Here is a 21992-nt window from a genome sequence, read left to right as displayed (position 1 = left end):
CGAGCGGCAACCGAAAAACCGCGCACGCACCTCTTCCTGGTGCGCGGTTTTCCTACAGAACTGCGCGGGGTCATTAGGGCCAAGCTCCTTATGGAGCCCACACCCAGGCGCACTCCGCAGGATGAAAGAACCCCCGCCGCACGTAGTGCGCAGCGGGGGTTCTTTCATGTCCGAGGACGCGCCGGAAAGGAAGGTCGCCCTCGGGCCGAACATACAAGACAGCTTACGCGACGGTGTAAACCCAGTTGTGCTTATCCTCGACAGCACCAGACTGAATACCAGTCAGGGTCTCGCGAAGTTTCTTCATAACAGGGCCGATCTCGGTGCAGCCAGCCGGGAAGGTCACGGTCTCGTCGGCACCATAAACCTTGTTGTCAATCTCGCCGACCGGGGAGATAACAGCAGCGGTGCCGCACAGACCGCACTCGACAAAGGTGCCGGCCTTGACCTCGGCCCACTCGACGGGACGCTGATCAACGGTCATGCCCAGGTCCTGAGCGACCTGAACGAGCGAGCGACGGGTGATGGAGGGCAGGATCGAGTCGGTGTGCGACTGAGGAACAACGAGGGTGCCGTCCTCTTTCACGAACAGGACGTTGGCGCCACCGGTCTCCTCGACATAGGTGCGAGACTCGGAGTCAAGATACAGGTTCTCGGCATAGCCCTCGCGATGGGCCTCCATCGTGGGCTTAAGGGACATGGCGTAGTTCAGGCCGGCCTTGATGTTGCCGGTGCCATGCGGGGCTGCACGGTCATACTCGGAAACGCGCAGCTTAACGGGCTTAAGGCCGCCCTTAAAGTACGGACCGACCGGAGTCACGAGAATGCGGAACGTGTACTCAGGAGCAGGAGCCACGCCAATCACGTCACCAGAGCCAATCATAAACGGACGCACGTACAGGGTCGCACCGGAGCCGAAAGGCGGAACCCAGGCGGCGTTGGCAGAAACGACCTGCTTGACGGCCTCGACGAACTTGTCCTTGGGGAACGGCGGCATCTCGAGGCGCTGGGCAGAGTTATACATGCGCTCAGCGTTCATGTCGGGACGGAAGCAGACGATGCTGCCATCCTCGGCGGTGTAGGCCTTCAGGCCCTCAAAGACCTCCTGGCAGTAATGGAAGATGCCGCCGCACTCGGAGACATGCATGGTGTGGTCGGTGGTCAGGCCGCCCTCGTCCCACTCGCCATCCTTCCAATGAGCCTCGTAGCTGTAATCGGTCTTCATGTAGCCAAAGCCGAGGCTACCCCAATCGATATCCTTCTTCTCGACAGTCATATGTCGCTCCTTACATACACAGTTGCATACTCGCGAACCCGCACGCAAGGACCGAGGCCGACCGTGTCGCAACGTCGCACGCCCGGAGCGTAGAGCCGGACGGGACACGCGGGCAACATCGAAGCCGATGGCACGTCGATTCGCATGGACGAGATTGTACTCCGCACGCGCGTCGGATAAAACGTTTTTCTTTAACTAACTAAAGTATTTTCATTTGACCGAAACTAAAGAGGCCCGCCACCGTAAACGGTGACGGGCCTCAGCGACGCGATTTGTGCGCCAGCTCGAACTACGCGTTCTGTTTGCCCAGCTTAGCCTTAACCAGGCCGACTACAGTCGGGATGATCGAAACGGCTACGATGCCAATGATCAGCAACTCAAAGTGCTCCTGCACAAAGGGGATGCCACCAAAGAAGTAGCCCAGCAGTGTAAAGACCGTCGACCAGGTAATGCCGCCCAGCACGTTGTAGATGACAAAGTTGCGCCAGTGCATGCCGCCCATGCCGGCAATGAAGGGCACAAAGGTGCGGATAAACGGGAAGAAGCGGCCGAGGAAGATGGCCAGGTGACCCCACTTGTCCAAGAAGTCCTCGGACTTTTTGATACGCTCGGGCGTCATGGCCTTGACCTTGCCCGAAGCGATGATCTTTTTGCCAAAGAAGTGACCGATCATAAAGTTGCACTGGTCTCCCAGGATGGCAGCAGCCCATGCTACGGCCAGCAGGGCTACGATGTTAAAGCCACCGTTATGGGCAAAGAAGCCCGAAGCAAACAGCAGTGAATCGCCGGGAAGGAACGGGAAGAACACCACGCCTGTCTCAACGAAGATAATGAGGAACACGCAGCCGTAGGCCATAAGCGGGCCGGCGGCGATCCAGCTGGCAATCGCGGTGCGCGGGTCTTTGAGTAGCTCGGCGATAAAATTGATGAAACCCATGAAGTAAAACCTCTCAGTTGTGGGCGCGGATACGTCCAAGTTGACCAGTATACGGTTACGGTGCCCCCTCGTGCGCAACCCCACAAAAGCATGACTCCATTACCAGCAAGTTTGCATAACTGACACCTGTCATGCAAAGCCGCCAAGATTATTCTTCCTAATCCCTAGCGAATCGCTATACTTTATTGAATCGCATTGCCATGGCGCTAAGGGAGGGCGGCCGGTGAGCTTTATCAATACCATTCGCGAGGACATCAAGACCGTCCAGACGCAGGACCCCGCCGCGCAAAACGGTTTGGTCATCTTCCTTTCCTATCCTGGCCTGCACGCCAAGTGGAACCACGTGCCCGAGCACTGGCTGTGGGAGCACGGTCATCGCTCGCTCGCCCGTGTGCTCTCGCAAATCACCCGCCACATCACCGGGGTCGAGATTCATCCCGCTGCACAGATCGGCAAGCATTTCTTTATCGACCACGCCATGGGCGTCGTCATCGGCGAAACCACCATCGTGGGCGACAACTGCGTGCTCTACCAGGGCGTCACGCTTGGCGGCACCGGCAACGAAACCGGCAAGCGCCACCCCACCCTGGGCAACAACGTCACCGTGGGCACGGGCGCCAAGGTGCTCGGCAACATTCGCATCGGCAACAACGTCAAAATCGGCGGCAACTCGGTTGTCGTCAAGGACGTGCCCGACAACTGCACCGTCGTGGGCGTACCGGGACGCATCATCAAGCGCAACGGCTGCCGCGTGTTCGAGGAGAGCTTCGACGCCAAGCAGCACCGCGAGTACATGCCTGACGATGCCGCCGAGCAGTCCGCCCTCAACCGTCAGGGCATCACCGAGAACGCCCGCCGCGTCAAAGAACTCGAGCAAGAGGTAGCCGAGCTCAAAGCCCTCGTTGCCAAACTTGTGGACGAACGCTAGACACGGACGGCCAATGACAACATTCATGCCAGCGCAAAGGCGCGCCAGGGAATCTATCCCCGGCGCGCCTTATTTCCGATGCGACAAGGGGGCCGTCCCCATGTCGCATTATGCGAACTGGCTCAGATAGAGGTCGGCGTAGGCGCCCTCGGCAGCCAGCAACTCCTTATGCGTGCCCTGCTCGATAATGTTGCCGTGATCCATGACCAAGATCAGGTCGGCGTCCACGATCGTCGACAGGCGATGCGCGATCACAAAACTCGTGCGCCCGCGCATAAGCGCGTCCATGGCGCGACCGATGGCGAGCTCGGTACGCGTATCCACGCTCGACGTCGCCTCGTCCAGGATGAGAATCGCCGGGTTGTTGAGCAGCACGCGTGCGATGGTCAGCAGCTGGCGCTGCCCCTGGCTAATGCTCTCGGCATCGTTTGCCACCCGCGTGTCATAACCCTGCGGCATGGTGCGCACAAAGAAGTCGACCTGCGCGGCGCGCGCAGCCGCCACGATCTCGTCGCGCGTCGCCTCGGGACAGCCGTAGGCGATGTTTTCGGCAATCGTGCCATCGAATAGCCAGGCGTCCTGCAGCACCATGCCAAACTGCTGGCGCAGCTCGCCGCGGTCCATACAGCTCGTGTCCACGCCGTCGAGCGTAATGCGCCCGCCATCGATCTCGTAAAAACGCATGAGCAGGTTGATGAGCGTGGTCTTGCCCGCGCCCGTGGTTCCCACCACGGCGATCTTCTGGCCCGGCTCGGCGGTAAACGACACGTCACGCATAAGCGACTTGTCGGGCGAATAACCAAAACGCACGTGCTCAAAGGAGACACGGCCCTCAATGCGACCCGGCAGCCTGGCAGCATCACCCGGCAGCGGATCAGCTTCCATCTCGGGCTCATCGAGCAGGTCGAACACGCGCTCCGCACTCGCCAGCGCGCTCTGCAGCGAGTTGAAAGTGAACGACAGCTGCGTCATGGGTTCGGACGCCCCGTAGATAAACTGGAAGAACGCCTGGAACACGCCGACGGTCATGTGGCCGGCGACCAGCATGCTGCAGCCCACCAGCGCGATCACGATCTGCGCCAAACGGCCGATAAAGCGAACCGCAGGGCCGACGGCATTGATCATAAAGTCGGCCTTGGTACTCACGCGCGCTAGCTCCCTCGAGGCCTCGTGCACCTCGGCAGAGCTCTGATGCTCGCGGTTGAATGCGCGAATCACCAAACGGCCTGAATAGCCTTCCTCGACCGCGCTCGTGATTTTGGACACCCACTCCTGACGCTCGCCCGTCACATCATGCGTTCGGCGCGAAACCACCTTGGTCACCAGCAACGATACCGCCGTAAAGCCCAAAAAGACCAACGTGAGCTTGACGCTATAGACAAACATCATGATGATGGCACCCGTCACGGTACCGATCGATACCAGCAGCTGCAGCAATCCGCGCTGCATACTCTCGGACATCTTGTCCAAGTCATTGGTCGCGCGGCTGACCACTTCGCCGGGGCGATGCGCGTCAAAGTAGGCGAGCGGCAGGCGGCTGAGCTTCTGCGCGATGCGGTTGCGCAGACGCAGGTTGAGTCGCTCGGCGACGCTCGACATCAAAAAACTCTGCAGCGCATAGAACGATCCGGCGGCTGTCCAGATCAAAAAGTAGACAAAGATGGTCTTACCGCACTGATCCCAGGTGATGCTGAAGGTCGTTCCGCTGGCAAACGCCACCTGTATATGGCCCCACAGCTCGTCGATAACATGAGCGCTATATGCCGGCGCGGCGGTGTTAAAGATGACGTAGAACACAATGCTCGCGAATACAATATAGAAGCGCCAATGGTCGCCGGCGGCCTCGCTCCACAAGCGGCGCACCGTCGCCCAGGTATCCCGGGGCGTCTCGTCCTCTTCTTCGTCGTCCACGTCGCGCATACGCTCTGCCTCGGCACGGGCGCGCTCGTCCTCGGCACGCTCGTTTTCCTCGTACAGCGCCTGGCGACGAGCCTCGCGCTCGGCCGCGGCCCTGGCGGCGGCATTCAGCTCGGTCGACGCGGCAGACTGCTCGACCGCTTCCTCGGCCGCGTCCACAACGACGGCATCGATAGCGTCGCTGCGCTTCTTGAGCTCCTCGGTCATGCTACTCACCTCCCTTCATCTGCGATTCCGCGATGGCGCGGTACACCTCGCAGGTTTCCATAAGTTCCTCGTGCGCGCCCAGGCCCACGACCTCGCCATCCTTGAGCACGATAATCTGGTCGGCATGCAAAATCGTCGAGATGCGCTGCGCGATGATGAGCACCGCGGCGTCGCGCGTCTCGTCCTGCAGCGCATGGCGCAAGGCCGCATCGGTTTTAAAGTCCAGGGCCGAAAAACTGTCATCGAAGATATACAGATCGGCATGCTTCATGAGCGCACGGGCGATTGCCAGACGCTGGCGCTGGCCGCCCGAAAAGTTCGTACCGCCCTGGGCAACCGGAGTATCGAGCCCCTGCGGCTGATCGAGCACAAAGGTGCTCTGGGCAACCTGCAGCGCATGAAGCATGTCCGCCTCGGTCGCATCCTCGTTGCCAAAGCGCAGATTGCTTGCCACGGTGCCCGAGAACAGCCATGCCTTCTGCGGCACATAGGCGATGCGCCCGCGAATCTCATCTTGCGAAAGCTCGCGCAGGTCGATGCCGTCCAGGCGAATGGCGCCCTTGGTGGCATCGTGGAAGCGCAGCAGAAGCTTTGCCACCGTCGACTTGCCCGAGCCCGTCGAGCCCACAATCGCGGTCGTCTGACCGCGACGACAGGCAAAGCTCAGGTCGCACAGGGTGTCCTCGTCGGCGTCGTCAAAGCGAAACGACATGTGGTCGAACACGGCAACAGCATCCGCATCGTCCTCGGAGGCAGGCGTCCCGTCACCCAGCGTACGCTCGCCGTCCACGATGCTCGGCTCAATCTCCAACACCTGCTGCGCACGGTTCAGGCACGCGGCAGCACGCGGAAGCGTCAGCACCACCATCTGGGCCATCATCACAAAGAACAGGATCAGAATTGCATACTCCAGCACCGCCGAGATACTCGCGATCTGCATGGCGTGGGCGCCCACCCGGTTACCGCCCACCCACAGCACCGCCACCTCGGCGATGTTCATCAAAAAGAAGCTGGAGCTGTCAAGGCCCACAAACAGGTGGTTGACCTTTATGGCGTTGGCGGCGTAGTCGCTAAACACCTCGTCCAGGCGCCGCTCCTCGTGATGCTCTTTATTAAAAGCACGAATAACGCGCACGCCCACAATATTCTCGCGCAGCACCACGTTCATGCGGTCGATAAAGCCCTGTAGGCGCATAAAAATCGGTGCCGCATTGGCAACCGTAAAGACCGCCGCAACCAGCACGATCGCAACCACGACGCCCAGAAGCACGCCCATAGCCGGATCGATAAACCAGGCGAAGATGATGCCCGCCACCGCCAGGAACGGCACGGGCAGCACCAGCTGAATCGTCTGAAGGACAGCCTGTTGAATCACGTTGATGTCGTTGAGTGAGCGCGTGATCATCGATCCGGTGCCAAAGCGCTCAAAATCGCTGGCAGACAGCTCGAGTGATTTGTCGTAGACGGCATTGCGGATGTCGCAGGCCACGTTAGCCGCCAGACGCGCCGAAAGATAGCAGCCCAGCACCGTGCCGCCGCTAGCCATGCTCGTCGCGATAAACATGTATAGGCCGTTGCATAAGATGTAGTCGACATCGCCCGTGGTAATGCCGGTGTTGACCATGTTCGCCAGCATCGTGGGAACCAACAGCGTACCGACGTTATCCACCAGCAGCGCCAGCAGCGTCACTGCGACAAGCCCTCGATAGGGCTTCAAAAACCTCATTAACAGTCGCACGACTCACCCTCACCTTGATTCTCGGCAGCGATATGCTGCTTAAAGACATCGCACTCATCGCCGAGCGCATGGGAAAATTTTTCGATGAGGCGCATGATTTCGCGCTGTTCCCAGGGCTCGAGCACTTCGAAAGCCTGTTGCTCGGCTTCTTGCGCCGGCAGCGCATATTGCTCGGCAAACCGCATGCCCGCTTCGGTCAAACGCACAACCTTGTTCTTACGGCTGCCTTCGGCAAACTCCAACGTTGCGAAGCCCCGCGCCGTCAAGGTTTTAATTGCCGAGTTGATGGTCTGCTTGCTGTAGAACCATTCGCTTGTCAGACGGCTTACGGCAATACTGCCGCCTGCCGTGCTGGTATCGACGAGCATCCAGTAAGCGCAGTCCGAAAGGCCGCAGGCGCGCGAGAACTCCGAATAGATATGGTCGAGTCTATTGAGCAACCGGTCGAAGTCGACCGGCGTAACCGCACTATTCATCTATCCCACCATTCGATTGTCCGATTTTTGACCAATTTCGTGTCTCTAGATTAGTCCGAGCTTTGACTATCGTCAACAGGTTCTCCGCAAATGCCTACGCTTTTATGGCCTATCGGCAGAAAAAGACCGCCGGCGCGGGGGCGGCGCCAGCGGTCACGTGAAAATCGGATTTCATTGCCTGTTAAGCGGCGACAGCCTCGTAGACCGTAGCGCCCGAGAAGCTATCGTGCAGGCTTTTGCCGCAGATCCAAGGCAGCTCGACGACCTCGCAGAGCGTGTTGACCAGCTCGGAGCAGTCAGTAAAGTGGCCCTTATCGTTGAGGGCCTCGCAATCCTGAACACGCCAATAGCCATCGGTGTGCGTGATGTAGTACTCGTGACCGTCAATCGTCACAAAAGCGCGTGTCTTGGAACGCAGCAGCTTCAGAAATCCTTCGAAATCGGTCTCGACGACATCTCCAGCCTGGAACATGATAGTTACCTCCTGGCCCGGCGCCACCACGGCGCGTTGATAAACGTTGGTACTCCTTTAGTAAAACCTTTATCAGAGGTTATGCGTTCGTCATTTAGGCAAGTGGTAAAAACCGCAGGGCAGACGGGATAAAACGTTTAACCATCCCATTGGCTTGTCACATTTTGAAGGTACTTTTATGCAAACCTACTTACCCAATTGGAATCTATCCTGTTGCCGGGCACTTGACCGTCTATCGTTTGAGCCCGACGGGTATGAACGGGGCATCTGCAACGCCACCGCAAGGAGACACCATGGAGACTATCGAAGCACTCATTCACCGCCGCAGCTGCCGCAAATACAGCGATCGTCCCGTCGAGGCCGAAAAGCTTGCACGTATTATCGAAGCCGGCCAATATGCACCGAGCGGCATGGGCCGCCAGCCGGTGACGTTTGTCGCCGTCACCGACCCCGCGACCATCGAGCGTCTCTCACAGCTCAACGCCCAGGTCATGGGCAGCAACAGCGACCCCTTCTATGGCGCCAAGACCGTTGTGGTGGTGCTGGTTGACCGCAGCGTGCCCACACATCTGGAAGACGGCTCGCTCGCCATGGGCAACTTGCTCAACGCCGCCTATGCACTGGGTGTCGATTCGTGCTGGATTCACCGCGCGCATGAGGTCTTTGACTCGCCCGAGGGCCTGGAGCTGCTGGCCAGCTGGGGCCTGCCCGCCGACGGCAGCCTGCGCGGTGTCGGTAACTGCATTCTGGGCTATGCCGAGGACACGCTACCCGAGGCAAAGCCGCGCCGCGACAACGTGGTGTATGTTAGGTAATTTGTTCCGCCGTTCTACCGAACGGCGGAACAAATTAGTCGACCGGGTGGTAGAAGGTGTCGACGACCGTCTGTTTTACGTTGTCTTGGTCTAAGTAGAACTCGGCAAAGGTGTCGCCCTGCTGCATGGTTCCCTGCAGCGTCACAACATCAAACGAGGTCAGGCCGTGCTCGAGCATCGTGGTCGCCAGATAGCTAAACTCATCGAGGCCCAGATTGGTCCACGTATAGTCGCCCATCGTCTGGTACAAGTTAATCAGCACAGCCGGATTACTCTTGGCGCTGTTGAGCACCTTGGCCGCAAACGCCTGCACATAGCTCACCTGACGTGCCGTACGATCGAGCGACGAGGTCAACTCCGTGGTATCGCGCCACTGCACATACTTTTCGGCCGAGATTCCAAACAGCGTCGTCTCCTGCCCCTCAACCGCTGCCGTGCCCGGCACGGTCTGTGTCGGCACGAGCGTCACGCCGCCAATAGAATCATTGATAGGCGCCACGCCCTCAATGTTGAGCGTGTAGTAATAGTCGACTGGGATATTGTCGAGCACACGTGAAGCGGCTGCCGCCGTCAGCTGCGAGGAATTATCACCGTCGGTACCGTAGGCAAACTGCAGGCAGAGCTGCTCGGTCACCTGACCCGAAAACGAACCACCCGCATACGTATCGACGGCAACCATGCTGTCGCGCGGAATAACGATGCCGCGGGCCTCGCCTGTATCGGTATTAAGGGCTACAACCATAACGGTATCCGACTGGCCTTCTTTGGCGCCATCATCAGACGCGCGATTATCGAAGCCGATAAACGCCACCGTAGCCATATGCTTGTTGAGTGCATACTTCTTGCCGTTATAGGTGATGGTGTCACCTTTGGCCTTAATGACCTTTTCGGTCTTTTCCTCGATCTTCTTTTTGCCTTGGTTCACGCTGTGGTTCACAAAGCCCCAGCCGGCAGCAGCAATCGCGCCGATCACGAGCAACACAATCACGAGTGTGCGGATGCGGCGACGACGTTTGATGCGCTTAATCGACTCCTGGGAACGGCGACGGCGCTGCGGTGGCGCCTCATCGAGCGAAGGCCATTCGGTATCATCAGCAGGCTGCGGTATATCATCCGCAACCTGCGCCGAAGTCTCGGCCTGGCCCACGGTTTTGCTCGACGCCCCATTTTGTGTGTCAGATGCCGAATCGACATCGGCACCCTGCTGCGCGCTGGCAGGCTCCGCCACATCGGAAACCTGTTGCTGGGAAGTGTTCTCCTGGCTATTTTCGTCGGGATCCACCGCATCGATAAAGTGCTTGCCACGGGGGTTCATGACTATTTTGTCTCCTGGTCGTTTGTTAACACACCGCTCACAATATAGCGCGAGTTGCCCTGCGAGCTATCGAGCATGCAGGTGCTCAGTTGCACAACCTTGCTATCCGCATCAAGCGCAATACCTTCCCGTACGTTTTTGAGGAGCGCGTCGGGATTGCAGACGGTATTGAAATACTCCTGGCGCACAGCGGGATCGGCAAAGTTAAATGAGTTGAGGATATGGCGATCGTCGTACTGGTAGGCCGAAACGATCTGGTACGTCAGGATATGACCGGGCGTGTAGATGAAGAACTCGGTGTTCTCGTTAAAGAAGTCCGCATCCTCAAAATTATGCAAGTTATGGAACACGCCGCCGTTCACGTGGCCGTAGGTCACCGTCACGGGATCGCTAAAGTCACGCGCATTGGCCATCTGGCTAAACGCGGTGCCATACGGGTCGTACTTACCGTCCTTGTCGTGATCCAAATAGAACAGGTCGTCGGTTGCACTCTGCAGTAGAGGTGTGTTGATGTCGGCTCCCGGAATATAGAGCCAAGCGTAAATGTCAGCGTTTTCTTTGATAAGCGAGGCAAAGTCGATGGGATTGTCTGCCAGCTCCCTGTCCTTCGATTCGACCTTGGTAGCAGGCTTGCCCGTTGCACTCATCTCCTGCGCGCGCTGCTGCTCCAGATGGTTCATATAGAGTACGTAGCCGCCGCAGCCGACTGCGATCAGTAACAACACCACGAAAACGCCCTTGAGTATCGTGGCGCGACGCTTTTTGTCCGAGTCGTCCATATGCTGAACGTCCATATACTTGCCCTCTGGCTGCTGTGCCATGGTGTTCCCTTACCCTGTAAATCGGCTAAAAAAAGGACCCGCACAAGTACGGGTCCTCAAATCTTACGGTTGAAACCGTATGCGTACTAGTTGTTCTTGCGAAGAGCAACAAAAGCGCAAGCGGCACCAGCGGCGGCAAAAGCAGCCACGGCGGCAACGGCGGTGGTGTTCACGCCGGTGGCCGGGGACTTAGCGCCCTTGTCGGCAGTCACAGTCGTGCTAGCGGCAGCAGAGGCGCCACTCGTGGGCTGAGCAACCAGAGAGATGATGCAGAGCTCGTCCATCGTGAAGGAAACGTTGCCGTTGGCGTCGGCGGTAAGCTCCTTCACATCCTTGGAACCAGAATCATGCTGGATGTAGACGGTCACCTTGGCGCCAGCATACTGAGAACCAAGAGCAAAGGTGAAGTTGTACGGGCCGCTCGTGTTATGGTGGGTGACTTCAAAAGAAGCAACCACATTGGAACCAGAGGGGACGTTGTTGGCGGCAGTACCGGTACCGACAACATTAAGCCATGCATCGCTGCTGGTGACAACGCCGGTAGCATTTGCGGTCACGCCATTGGACGTGACAGGCTGGCTGCTAACCTTCTCGGGGCTGTTGGCGGCGAAAGCAGCCACGGGCAGAGCCAGGGCAAGAGCGAGCACGCTCAGTGCTGCCATGAATCTCTTCTTCATGTTGGGTACTCCTCAACTTGCAGCTTACGAATTTTCAAATTTATAGTAGTATATCCCTTTTCTGCAAATTGTAACTAAAGAGCTCTACATGAAACGATTTTGCAGATTTTTGTTCGCCTATAGCTCAAAACGGCACCTAGCCGTGACTATTTTATGTTCCGTCAGGTCTATGCCGTTTGATTTGGAGCCGAATTCGCCCCGCCATCACTCGCCTGTGCCGCTCCCTCTGCTTTTTGTTCGCCTTCATCCTTTTGAGCATCGGCAATGGTGGCAGCGGCTGCGACCATGCCGCGCTGGGGCGCGACGCCCGTCTGGGTCTGAACGCCCTCGACAACTTCTGTGCCTGCATGCGCGAGCTCGGGCGACTTAAACATTGCGTCCAGATTGGCCCCGCCGCCGGCGTAACCGAGCGCCGCGAGCGCGATGACAATCACCGCGACAACGACCGCGATCGGAACATAGCGATGCCAGCCTGCGGGATTGAGGCCGCTACGGCGAGCAGCGCCACGGCTAATGTAGCCGAGCGTTCCATCGTGCTTGAGCTTTGACCCCACCACACGTTTACGGCCCCACAGCGATGATTCGGCCTGCATGGCCAAGCGAGCGCTTGCCGAAGGATAACCATATTTAGTGCGTTTGAACGAGCCGTCGAACCCCGAGGCGCTTTTGCCCCACGTCCGTGAAGTCGTGCGACGGTTGACCGGCGCCGCGGGCTTTCGAACCCGATTTGTTTTTGAAGTCTCCGCCATACTCCCCGCACGCCGTAACACAGTCGAAACAATACTGCTTTGGACTGTATCACACGCGCCGCGCGCGGTCACGGGCGCCTCGCTTAACGGTCGTCGTCCTTCAGCAGGCGCCACAGGGTCGTACGGCTTATGCCTAGCACTTCGGCAGCTCGGGTCCTGTTGCCGTGAAGGTGACCTACGACCAGCCGCGCGATATCGCGCTCGGTATCGGCCAGTGGGCGCAAGATATACAGATCGCTATCGAGCGTCGGGGCACCAAAGGTCGCGGTCTTGATAACGTCCTCCTGAGCGAGCACCTCCTCCGCCACCGCCCGCTCGGCCGTACCCATCCTCACTAATATATAAAGTCGTTCCGAAACCTCACGAAGCTGTAGATAGTTACGGGGCCACCGATAGGCATCGAGTGTCTTTGCCGCCGCGGACGACAAGGCAGGTGTTGCCGTCTCAAACATATCTGCCAGATATTCCAGATAGCGCGCAACCTTTTCCGACGCGCCGCCCTGCTCGGCAATCGCCGGCGCCACACTCACTGCACAGGCCAGACGCTCGGTTACAAAAGCAGCCTGATCGCTTTCGCCGCCGCCTGGCATGTCGTTTGCCGTCAACACCACATGGCAACGAGTTGCGAGCGCCGTGTCGATCATTGCGGACACGAGCTCGCGCAGGCGTTGGGGGCCAACGGCATGCCAGCCGCCCATGCAAAGTGTCAGCCCCGTTTGGAATAGCGGCGATTCGGAACTTTTGAGCAGATGGCGCCAACCGCGATCCGTAAGCTCATCGAGCGCAACGGACACAAAGGGCTGGTCGGCATAGGGTCCATCCAGGTACAGGCGTTTTGCAATCTGATCCTGTCCCGCGCCCAGCTCGCCCTCGAGCATAAGGGGCACTCCGCGCGCATAGCTCTCCCGTACGGGGGCAGCGACCGCTGCCGCGTTTTCGACGATGCCGTACGCGCTCGATTCGTAGCGGGCCTCAACTTCGTCGGCGTTGAGCCACTCGATGCCCGCATGCGCCGCGGCGGCGCGCACCTCGCGGACCACGATGACCCAAAGGCCCCCGCCCTCTTTATCGGTGGGGCGAACGGTCAGGCTCAGGCGCGTACCCGCACACCCCATAACCAGACGCGCGCCGTCTCCTATGCGGTCGAGGCGCTCAGCGACAAAAGCCGCCACATCCCGCTCAAGCGCCGCGTCATTCATGGTCGATATCGCGACGTCCCCACGCGCATCGATTGCCAATGCCGAGGCCCCGGCAGCAGCTAGGGCATTGGTCAAGATCTTCAGCTTGGCATCGCTATCCATGATTTGCCCCTGTCCGCTGCGACGTACAACCGCCGACGGTCGCACGACCGAGTGTTTCAAAATTGAACGATATTGCTCACCAAACACTATAGGGCAGAAAGCGCCGTCCTGCGAGTATAGGTGTTGCCCCGCATCGCCATCCTGGCGGGGCGATAAGAGCTCTTCGGGATCTATTAACCTGCGGACAAGCCATACCCGCAAGAGCTCCTATCGCTCCACCGCGAGGATGCGGCCACCAGCAACCAGCACGTAAATGGGCTACTTCTCTACCAGATTCCCAGCACGTGCTGCATTCCCAAACCCATGCACGCAATGCCAATCCAGCAGCAAAAGCCCAATGCGATGGGCTTGCCGCCTTTTTTGACCAGCTCGACGATATCGGTATTAAAGCCAATAGCCGCCATGGCCATCACGATAAAGAACTTCGACAGCTCCTTGATGGGCGCCGTAACGGACGCGGGAAGCTGAAACACTGTGGTGACCACACTCGCCAGCACAAAGAACAGCACAAACATGGGAAACGCGCGCTTAAGGGAGAACGTGCTTTTGGCGTCGCCGCCGGCCTTGCGCGCCAGATGCATCTGCCAGCATGCGAGGACCAACGTGATGGGGATAATAGCCAGCGTCCTGGTGAGCTTGACTACCGTAGCGCTCTCGAGCACATTGGCGCCGGGATGCATACTGTCCCAGGCGCTCGCCGCAGCCGTTACAGACGAGGTGTCGTTGATAGCGGTACCGGCAAACAGGCCAAAGCCCTCGTTGGTCAGCCCAAGCATGCCTCCAAGCGTTGGAAACACGAGCGCCGCGATAACGTTAAACAGGAAGATGACCGAAATAGCCTGGGCAATCTCGCGATCGTCGGCATCGATGACGGGCGCGGTCGCGGCGATGGCGGAACCGCCGCAAATCGACGAACCCACACCCACAAGCGTCGCGATCTTGCCCGGCACGTTCATAACGCGGCAGAGCACAAAAGCGATGATGAGCGAGGTCAAGATCGTAGCCACGATAATCGGCAACGACTGGGCGCCTTTGGACAGAATCTGCGAGAGGTTCATGCCAAAGCCAAGCAGGATAACCGCGTACTGCAAGACTTTTTTAGACGTATAGGTGACGCCGGCGGCGAGCTGTTCGCGACGATTCTTGGGAAAGACGAGCGCCAGAACCATGCCAAAGAGGATGGCAAATACCGGCCCACCGACCACCTCAATCTGTTTGCCGAGCAACGACGCAGGGATGGCGATGATCAGGCAGAACAAGACACCCTTCCAGCGCTCGCGTACGATATTTACCAGTTGCATACGGGATTCCTTCTTTCTATTTCACGTTTGCGACGGCTTATGATACGGCAACATCGAGCACAGCCATACGCAAAAACAGACTAAGATGCCGCAATAGTTCTCGGGCAACAACCGAATTACCCAGCGCGGAGAGCTGATTCGCGGCATAATTAACAACTGACATATGAGTGTGATAGAACAGTTGCGAGGCACTATGGAAGAATCGATGCACGTCGGCGAGCAGGAAACGAGCCTACAGGACCAGTCCTACCACACCATTCGACGCAAAATAGTCTACCTGGACTACAAGCCGGGCGAAAAGCTGGGCGTCAAGCAGCTTTGTGACGACCTAGATATGGGGCGCACCCCTGTGCGCGAGGCACTGGTGCGTCTGGCGCAAGAGGGCTTAGTGCGCACCGTGCCCCAAAGCGGCACCTATGTCTCGCCCATCAACCTCACCCTTGCCGAGAGTGCCTGCTACATTCGCGAACACCTGGAAAAGCAGGTGATTGTGGAGTGCTGCGCCCGTGCCACCTCGGTAGCCATCGAGCAGCTCGACCGAGCCATCGCGCTGCAGGAAAAAGCCATGGCCGAAGAGGACCGCATCGGCTTCTTTTTAAGCGACAACCTCATGCACCGCATGATCTTTAGCATCGCGTGCCGCAGCACCGTGTGGTCGTGGCTCGAGGCGACCAATGCCGACCTGGAGCGCTTCCGCTGGCTGCGCGCCGCTACGCAGGCGCTCGACAATCAGGAGATTGTTAACGAGCACAAGCAAATCCGCCGCGCCATCGCCGGTCGCGATCCTATCGAGGCAAGCTTTTTGGTCAGCAAGCACCTGCATATGATGTTCCGCAACCAGACCGAAGTCCTGGACCAATATCCCGAGTACTTCGAGACCAGCAAGCTCCGCTAACCTGCCAAAAAGGGACAGGTTTATTTTGGCAGGTTTTATCTGGGCAAATGCAACAAGGCCCAGCTCCGCTGCAACGAAGCCGGGCCTTAGTTGTTAGGACGTAGGAACTCGATTACTCTACTGTGACACTCTTGGCCAGGTTGCGGGGCTGGTCAACGTCGCAACCGCGCAGGATGGCAACCTCGCGGGCGAGCAGCTGCAGCGGAACGCTCGCCGTGATGGGACTGAATACGTCACGGACGGCCGGCACGCGAATGATGCAGTCGGCGATCTTGTTGATTTCCTCGTCGCCCTCGGTAGCAACGACGATGACCTTGGCGCCGCGCGCCTTGCACTCCATGAGGTTCGACACCGTCTTGTCGTATGTTGCGCTTTTGGTTGCAACCGCGATGACGGGAAAACCCGGGTCGATCAGCGCGATAGGGCCGTGCTTCATCTCGCCGGCAGCATATGCCTCGGCATGCAGGTAGCTGACCTCCTTGAGCTTGAGCGCGCCCTCATAGGAAATGGCGGCGCCCATGCCGCGACCCACGAACAGTGCAGACTGCGCGTCCTTGCAGACAAGCGCGGCCTCGTGCACGGCCTCGGTCTGCGTATCCAGGATCCACTGGATCTGCTCGGCCGTATCGGAAAGCTCGCGGAACAGCATGCGCGCCTGCTTGGTGGTCAGACGGTACTTAACCTGCGCCAGCAGCAGGGCCAAAAGCGTAAGGCTCACGACCTGACCGATGAAGCTCTTGGTCGAGGCAACTGCAATCTCCTTGTTAGCCTTGGTGTAGATAACGCCGTCGCTCTCGCGCGCCACCGGGCTGCCCAGCACGTTGGTGATGCCAAAGACCTTGGCGCCCTTGATGCGCGCATCGCGAATGGCGGCAAGGGTGTCGGCCGTCTCGCCCGACTGGGACACGGCCACGACAAGCGTCGTCGGCGTGATGATGGGGTTGCGATAGCGGAACTCGCTTGCCGCCTCGACCTCGGTAGGAATACGAGCCCAACCCTCAATAAGGTTCTTGGCGATAAGTCCGGCATGGTAGCTGGTGCCGCAGGCAATCACATACACGCGGTCGATATCGTTGAGCTCCTCGAGCGAAAGGCCCAGCTCGTCGATATCGAGCTCACCGGCGGGAGTCATGCGGCCCACCAGGGTATCACGCACGACGCGAGGCTGCTCATGGATCTCCTTGAGCATGAAGTCGGGATAACCGCCCTTTTCGGCCATATCCAGGTCCCAGTCGATATGGGTAAGCTTGGGCTCAATCACGTTGCCAGCCTCGTCGGTATACTCGACGCCTGCGGGCGTAAGCTTGGCAAACTGACCGTCTTCGAGCACCACGACATCGCGGGTGGCATCGATAAGCGCAATCACGTCGGAGGCAACGTAGGAGCCGGTTTCGCCGACACCGACCACAATCGGGGAGTCCTTGCGGGCCACGGCGATCACGCCGGGCTCATCGGCAGAAACGGCGGCCAAACCATAGGCGCCCACCACGTGGGTGCAGGCCTCGCGCACAGAAGCCATCAGGTCGTGTGTCTCGGCATAGGCCTCTTCGATCAAGTGCGCAAAGACCTCGGTGTCGGTCTCGCTCTTAAAGTGATGGCCGCGGCCCTCCAGCTCCTCACGCAGCTCGGCGAAGTTCTCGATGATGCCGTTGTGGACGATGGCGATGCGACCGTCGCAGCTGGTGTGGGGATGGGCGTTGACAACGGAGGGCTTGCCGTGGGTAGCCCAGCGGGTGTGGCCGATGCCGCAGGTGGCGTCGCTGTCGACATTGGTAAGTTCGCTCTCCAGGCCCGCGACCTTGCCCACGCGGCGAATGACGTCGAGGTGAGCCGCCGTGCCCTCGCCCACCTCGAGCGCGACGCCCGAGGAGTCATAGCCGCGATATTCCATGCGCTTAAGGCCCGTGACAAGGATGTTCTTTGCAATATCAGAGCCGGTGTAGCCGACAATTCCGCACATAGGATAAATCCCTTCGCTCGCGTGACTGTAAAACGTCCACGCACAAGGGGCGCTGAGACGTATAACGTTCGAGTATTGTACTCACGCAAGCGCAAGCTGATATACCAGAAGTGGTATCTCAACTTAGATACCACCCGATGCACACACGTTCGGCCGGTCCAAACCGCCACAAAGGTGCCTGTCCCCTTCGTGGTGGTCGCGTTGGCAATAGCGTTTCCCCAGATAAAACCTGCCAAAATAAACCTGTCCCTAATTGGCAGGTTTTGACACCCTAGGGGCGGGCGATGCTACAATCTGGCTTGTACTTGAAACGCATCAAAGGGGCCGCTATGGCAAAGGTAAAAATCAGCGACGTCGCGCGCGAGGCAGGGGTCTCGCTGGGCACGGTATCCAACGCGCTCAACCATCCCGAAAAGCTGCGCCCCGAGACCCTCAAAATCATCAACGAGACCATCAATCGCCTTGGCTACCTGCCCAACCAAAGCGCCCGCCAGCTCGCAGGAGGCACCACTAAGTCCTTTGGCCTGGTCCTCCCCCGTCTCGACCACGGCTTCTCGCTCCAAATTGCCAGCGGTGCCCATAACGAGGCCCGCAAGCACGGTTACGACCTGCTTATCGCCAACGCCGATAACGACGATATTCTCGAAGACCATTACCTGCGCTACTTTATGGGCACGCAGATGTCCGGCGTCATGGTTCAGCCCATGGCATCCCCCGATTGGCACCCCGCCATGACCATGATGCCCGTGCCGATTGTCCATCTGGACATCCACTGTTCCGAGCCCGGTTACTACGTGGCCGCCGATAACGAGGCACAGGGGCGCATTATCGCCGAGCTCGCCATTGCCCGCGGCGCACGCCATATCACCGTTGTGGGCAGAGCGGCATTTATGCAGCTCACCCTGCGCGTGCTTGGCATTCACAAGGCCCTCGCCCTTCATCCCGACATCAAAATTGAGGTCATTGACGCCGGAGAATGGAATACCGCAGCCGACGGCTACAGTATCGGCACTCAAATTGCCGAGCGTTCCACCGATGAGCGTCCGGATTTTGTCATCGGCCTAACCGACGTATTGGCCTCGGGTGTTATCTCGGCGTTGATCGACAAAGGCATCTCCGTCCCCAAGCAGGTTCGCGTGGCCGGCTGCGACGGCAACCCGCTTGCATGGAGCGGGTCGGTCCCGCTCACCACCGTGGCACCGCCGGGTTACGAAATTGGCCGCAAGGGCGTGCAGCTGCTCGTGGAGCAAATCGAGAACAAGGCGCCGACAAAAACCAAACGCGTCCGTATCGGCTCCGCCGCACGCACCGTCACCGAGGTCACAGCCGCCGAGGACATCAACCGTCAGGAACTCGTGCGGCCGTTCCTCTTAGAGCGCGCCAGTACCCAGGCGAGCAGCCAAGCCGAAGCCACCGCCATCAACCTGGGCGCGTATCTATAGCACGTCGACCAGTATGCCAAAACGCAGCTTAAGCAAAAGAGGCCCGGCCATTGCCGGACCCCTTATGCTTAAGCGTAAATGTGGGCAATTGCCCGTTTCAACGCCGCAGCTGTCTAGCGCACAGCCTTGACCGCCGCCGTCAGGTCGAACAGCGTATCGAGCACGGCCTCGCAGCCATCCACCACGTCCTGCGGCAGCGGCACAATGTCGGGGACGGCAAAGACATGGCAGCCGGCCGTGATGCCAGAGACGCAGCCGTTGCGCGAATCCTCGACCACAGCGCATTCCTCGGGGGCAAAGCCCGCGCGCTCGCAGGCAAGCAGATACATCTCGGGGTCGGGCTTGCCGTGCACGACGTCCTCGCCGCAGGTCACCGTCTCAAACTTGTCAAAAAGACCGACCATCTTAAGGTTGCGCTCGGCCGTAACGAGGCGCGACGACGTCGCTAGACCCACGTGATAGCCCGCCGCTAGCAGCTCGTCTAGGCACTCAGCGGCGCCGGCCTTAAGCTCCAAATCGGTCTTGACCATCTCGTCGCGAATCTCCTTGTGGCGAACATAGATCGCCTCGGTGGTTTCATGGCTGCCGTAATGCTTATCAAGGATGTCCATGACATCGGGCAGCGTGCGGCCGATAAACTGATGGATCAGCGCATCATCAATCGCGACCCCCAGCTCGGCAGCGCCCGCCTTCCATGCCTTGATGCCCAAACGCTCGGTATCGACCAGCGTTCCGTCCATGTCAAAAATTACAGTCTTGATCATATCGGTCCCCTCACCGGATTGCATTACGGCCACTCTAGCTTACTTTACAAACTTGTATATGACGTATATAGCATATTGCACTATCGTTACATAGGCAGAAGTCATATGACGAGCAGTCCGATAGGATTATAGTTTTCGACCGAGTACTCAATGGTAAGGATTGTTTTATGCTTTCAGACACTACCGCACCTGCAAAGGAGCTTCAGGACAAACTCGCGGCGCTCGAACAGCTGCTTTTGGCATACGGACGCGTCGCCATCGGCTTTTCCGGTGGCGTCGACAGCAGCTTTTTGGCCGCGGTCTGCGCCCGCATCATGCCTGCCAGCACGCTTCTCGTTCACCTCACCACGCCGCTCATCGGCACGCCCGAACAGACCTCGTTTGAGCGATCCGTTGACAGGCAAACCAATGAGGGACCGCATTTTAAGCTCCCCGTGCTCAATCTTTCGGTCGATCAGCTGCAGCTCCCCCAAGTAGCCTGCAACGACGCCAACCGTTGCTACCACTGCAAACACGCCGGCTTTACCGCCATCGTCAACCACGCTAAGTCGCTCGGCTTTCCCACCGTCATCGATGGCAGCAATGCAAGCGATCGCGGTGACTACCGTCCCGGCATGCGTGCTGCCATAGAGCTCGGCGTACGCTCCCCTCTTATGGAGGTCGGCTTTACCAAGGACGAAGAGCGCGAGTTGTTGCGCGCATGGGGCTATCCCGTTTGGAACCTGCCGGCGGGAGCCTGTCTTGCCACGCGCGTCCCCACAGGCGAGGAGCTTACGCACGAGAAGATCGATTTAATCCGCGCCTGCGAGGACTACCTGCACAATCTTGGTCTGGCGCAGGTTCGCGCGCGCTTGGTCGGCGGCTGCATGCGTATCGAGGCCGCACCCTCAGATGTCGCCAAGATTGCCGCCCTCGGCGGTGCTACCGTCAATGCCGAGGGCAAGACCCCGCTGCCCGTCGCCATCGAGTCCGCGCTGCGCGAACTGGGCTGCAGCCACATCTCCCCCGAAGTCACCCCCTACATCCACGGCAACATGAATCAGTAACCTGCCAAAAAGGGACAGGTTTATTTTGGCAGGTTTTATCTGGGGAAACACAAACAGGGCCGCGACACCTCTATGGCGTCGCGGCCCAGGACATCTATGCCAGTACGTATTGATAAGTGTCTCCCATGGGCACAAAGGTGACCGGCAAGTCTGCACCAGCGTCTCCGAGCGCAGCGGGCAACCATGTCGACATGTATTCCATGCCCGGCTCTTCGCCGTTAAAGTGACCCATATGGATGGCACATTTCCCCTGACCGAGCATTGCGGCGTCGCGGATGTATTCACTCACCGTAAAGTCGATAAGCTCCATCGCCAAAATGCAATCGATGTCATCAGAGTCGATATGGGCAATCTCGTCGTTATCTCGGCCCATAATATGCATCGGAATCTCGACGTTACCCACCAAGGCATCGCCGTCGCCGATCAGGCGCGTTCCATTAAGACCGAGCTTGAGGACAAGCATTTTCGCCAAATCGCGCGCCGGCATTGGATCAATCCGATAACTCATAAACGACCCATCCGTCGCATATTCGAGCCAGCCCATTTTTGCTGCGAATCCGTAAAAGATGCCGTCGACCATCGAGCCGTCCGAGGCGAGCGGAACGCCCGAGTGGATATAGTCATGGCAACGCCAGACCGCTCCACCCCAATCGTCAAGCAAGGCGCACTTTGCCTCAAAGGTCTCGTTCCCCGCGACCACCTCACGGCTGTCTCCGTGGTTCCAGAACAGCGCCTCGTGCGGAACAATCAGGTTGGCGCCAAGCTCCTTGGCACGGCGAATTACCTCCGCCGTAGCCCAAATGCATGTAACGATTCCGGTACATTGCTGATCGATGTTGCCGTAAAGCACCCGATCGCGCGTCGTCGCAAGCTCGATGGGCTTACCGGTAAAAGCATCGATGCCGCCGCAATAGTCCTGGATAGCTTGAATAGCCTCACTGATAAGCATATGTAA

The 21992-nt window shown here is 58.8% G+C and carries 20 protein-coding genes; 5 read left to right on the top strand and 15 right to left on the bottom strand.

From position 1 onward, the window contains the following. Positions 1-223: 223 nt before the first annotated feature. The gene (locus tag ACTNA2_RS06275) at positions 224-1276 is read right to left on the bottom strand and encodes a branched-chain amino acid aminotransferase (RefSeq protein WP_427728837.1); all 1053 of its coding nucleotides are present in this window, start codon (positions 1274-1276) and stop codon (positions 224-226) included. Positions 1277-1565: 289 nt separating this feature from the next. After that, positions 1566-2213, bottom strand: coding sequence for a VTT domain-containing protein (locus ACTNA2_RS06270; RefSeq protein WP_154517831.1), 648 nt, complete (start codon positions 2211-2213; stop codon positions 1566-1568). A 223-nt stretch (positions 2214-2436) separates the two neighbouring features. Here ACTNA2_RS06270 and cysE point away from each other — a divergent pair, with 223 nt between their 5' ends. Beyond that, positions 2437-3141, top strand: a complete 705-nt coding sequence (gene cysE / locus ACTNA2_RS06265) for a serine O-acetyltransferase (RefSeq protein WP_370450655.1) — start codon at positions 2437-2439, stop codon at positions 3139-3141. 108 nt (positions 3142-3249) lie between these two features. On the opposite strand, the gene ACTNA2_RS06260 is transcribed toward cysE, so the two are convergent. From ACTNA2_RS06260 to ACTNA2_RS06245, 4 genes are all read right to left on the bottom strand, one after another. Next, a complete protein-coding gene (locus ACTNA2_RS06260; protein WP_441048908.1) occupies positions 3250-5265 on the bottom strand; it encodes an ABC transporter ATP-binding protein in 2016 nt (671 codons plus the stop codon). Between the two features lies 1 nt (position 5266). After that, positions 5267-6991: an ABC transporter ATP-binding protein gene (locus ACTNA2_RS06255; RefSeq protein WP_441048907.1), complete on the bottom strand. Its 1725-nt coding sequence runs from the start codon at positions 6989-6991 to the stop codon at positions 5267-5269. After that, positions 6991-7479: a MarR family winged helix-turn-helix transcriptional regulator gene (locus ACTNA2_RS06250; protein WP_441041392.1), complete on the bottom strand. Its 489-nt coding sequence runs from the start codon at positions 7477-7479 to the stop codon at positions 6991-6993. The genes ACTNA2_RS06255 and ACTNA2_RS06250 overlap by 1 nt, the downstream gene beginning before the upstream one ends. 181 nt (positions 7480-7660) lie before the next feature. Continuing rightward, positions 7661-7951: a CDP-alcohol phosphatidyltransferase gene (locus ACTNA2_RS06245; RefSeq protein ID WP_441048906.1), complete on the bottom strand. Its 291-nt coding sequence runs from the start codon at positions 7949-7951 to the stop codon at positions 7661-7663. A 293-nt stretch (positions 7952-8244) separates the two neighbouring features. On the opposite strand from ACTNA2_RS06245, the gene ACTNA2_RS06240 reads away from it, so the two are divergent. Beyond that, positions 8245-8766, top strand: a complete 522-nt coding sequence (locus tag ACTNA2_RS06240) for a nitroreductase family protein (protein ID WP_441048905.1) — start codon at positions 8245-8247, stop codon at positions 8764-8766. Positions 8767-8800: 34 nt separating this feature from the next. On the opposite strand, the gene ACTNA2_RS06235 is transcribed toward ACTNA2_RS06240, so the two are convergent. From ACTNA2_RS06235 to ACTNA2_RS06210, 6 genes are all read right to left on the bottom strand, one after another. Continuing rightward, positions 8801-10081, bottom strand: coding sequence for an LCP family protein (locus tag ACTNA2_RS06235; RefSeq protein WP_441048904.1), 1281 nt, complete (start codon positions 10079-10081; stop codon positions 8801-8803). A gap of 2 nt (positions 10082-10083) precedes the next feature. Then, positions 10084-10902 carry a class B sortase gene (locus ACTNA2_RS06230; protein ID WP_441048903.1) on the bottom strand — a complete coding sequence of 273 codons (819 nt, stop codon included), beginning with the start codon at positions 10900-10902 and terminating at the stop codon, positions 10084-10086. 86 nt (positions 10903-10988) lie between these two features. Continuing rightward, positions 10989-11579 (bottom strand): hypothetical protein, encoded by a 591-nt coding sequence (locus ACTNA2_RS06225; RefSeq protein WP_441048902.1) that lies wholly within the window; start codon positions 11577-11579, stop codon positions 10989-10991. A gap of 167 nt (positions 11580-11746) precedes the next feature. Next, positions 11747-12172: a hypothetical protein gene (locus ACTNA2_RS06220; RefSeq protein ID WP_154517807.1), complete on the bottom strand. Its 426-nt coding sequence runs from the start codon at positions 12170-12172 to the stop codon at positions 11747-11749. A 239-nt stretch (positions 12173-12411) separates the two neighbouring features. Beyond that, positions 12412-13629 (bottom strand): helix-turn-helix domain-containing protein, encoded by a 1218-nt coding sequence (locus ACTNA2_RS06215; protein WP_441048901.1) that lies wholly within the window; start codon positions 13627-13629, stop codon positions 12412-12414. A gap of 266 nt (positions 13630-13895) precedes the next feature. Then, on the bottom strand, positions 13896-14930 hold the full coding sequence (locus ACTNA2_RS06210) for a YeiH family protein (protein ID WP_154517801.1): 1035 nt from the start codon (positions 14928-14930) through the stop codon (positions 13896-13898). Between the two features lie 193 nt (positions 14931-15123). Here ACTNA2_RS06210 and ACTNA2_RS06205 point away from each other — a divergent pair, with 193 nt between their 5' ends. Beyond that, on the top strand, positions 15124-15825 hold the full coding sequence (locus ACTNA2_RS06205) for a GntR family transcriptional regulator (RefSeq protein WP_441016618.1): 702 nt from the start codon (positions 15124-15126) through the stop codon (positions 15823-15825). A gap of 112 nt (positions 15826-15937) precedes the next feature. Here the strand turns inward: ACTNA2_RS06205 and glmS are convergent, their stop codons facing one another. After that, positions 15938-17785, bottom strand: coding sequence for a glutamine--fructose-6-phosphate transaminase (isomerizing) (gene glmS, locus ACTNA2_RS06200; protein ID WP_427728812.1), 1848 nt, complete (start codon positions 17783-17785; stop codon positions 15938-15940). Positions 17786-18114: 329 nt separating this feature from the next. Between glmS and ACTNA2_RS06195 the strand changes: the two genes are divergently transcribed. Continuing rightward, positions 18115-19227: a LacI family DNA-binding transcriptional regulator gene (locus ACTNA2_RS06195; RefSeq protein WP_441048900.1), complete on the top strand. Its 1113-nt coding sequence runs from the start codon at positions 18115-18117 to the stop codon at positions 19225-19227. 113 nt (positions 19228-19340) lie between these two features. On the opposite strand, the gene ACTNA2_RS06190 is transcribed toward ACTNA2_RS06195, so the two are convergent. Then, positions 19341-19991 carry an HAD family hydrolase gene (locus ACTNA2_RS06190; protein ID WP_441048899.1) on the bottom strand — a complete coding sequence of 217 codons (651 nt, stop codon included), beginning with the start codon at positions 19989-19991 and terminating at the stop codon, positions 19341-19343. 167 nt (positions 19992-20158) lie between these two features. Between ACTNA2_RS06190 and ACTNA2_RS06185 the strand changes: the two genes are divergently transcribed. Next, a complete protein-coding gene (locus tag ACTNA2_RS06185) occupies positions 20159-21037 on the top strand; it encodes a hypothetical protein (RefSeq protein WP_441048898.1) in 879 nt (292 codons plus the stop codon). Positions 21038-21131: 94 nt separating this feature from the next. Here the strand turns inward: ACTNA2_RS06185 and ACTNA2_RS06180 are convergent, their stop codons facing one another. Next, positions 21132-21986 (bottom strand): Nif3-like dinuclear metal center hexameric protein, encoded by an 855-nt coding sequence (locus tag ACTNA2_RS06180; RefSeq protein ID WP_441048897.1) that lies wholly within the window; start codon positions 21984-21986, stop codon positions 21132-21134. Positions 21987-21992: the final 6 nt, after the last annotated feature.

The organism is Collinsella sp. HCP28S3_E9, from assembly GCF_052065455.1.
Taxonomy (GTDB): Bacteria; Actinomycetota; Coriobacteriia; order Coriobacteriales; family Coriobacteriaceae; genus Collinsella.
Note: the sequence above shows the minus strand (reverse complement) of the source record. Positions and strands in the feature narration are given on the sequence as shown.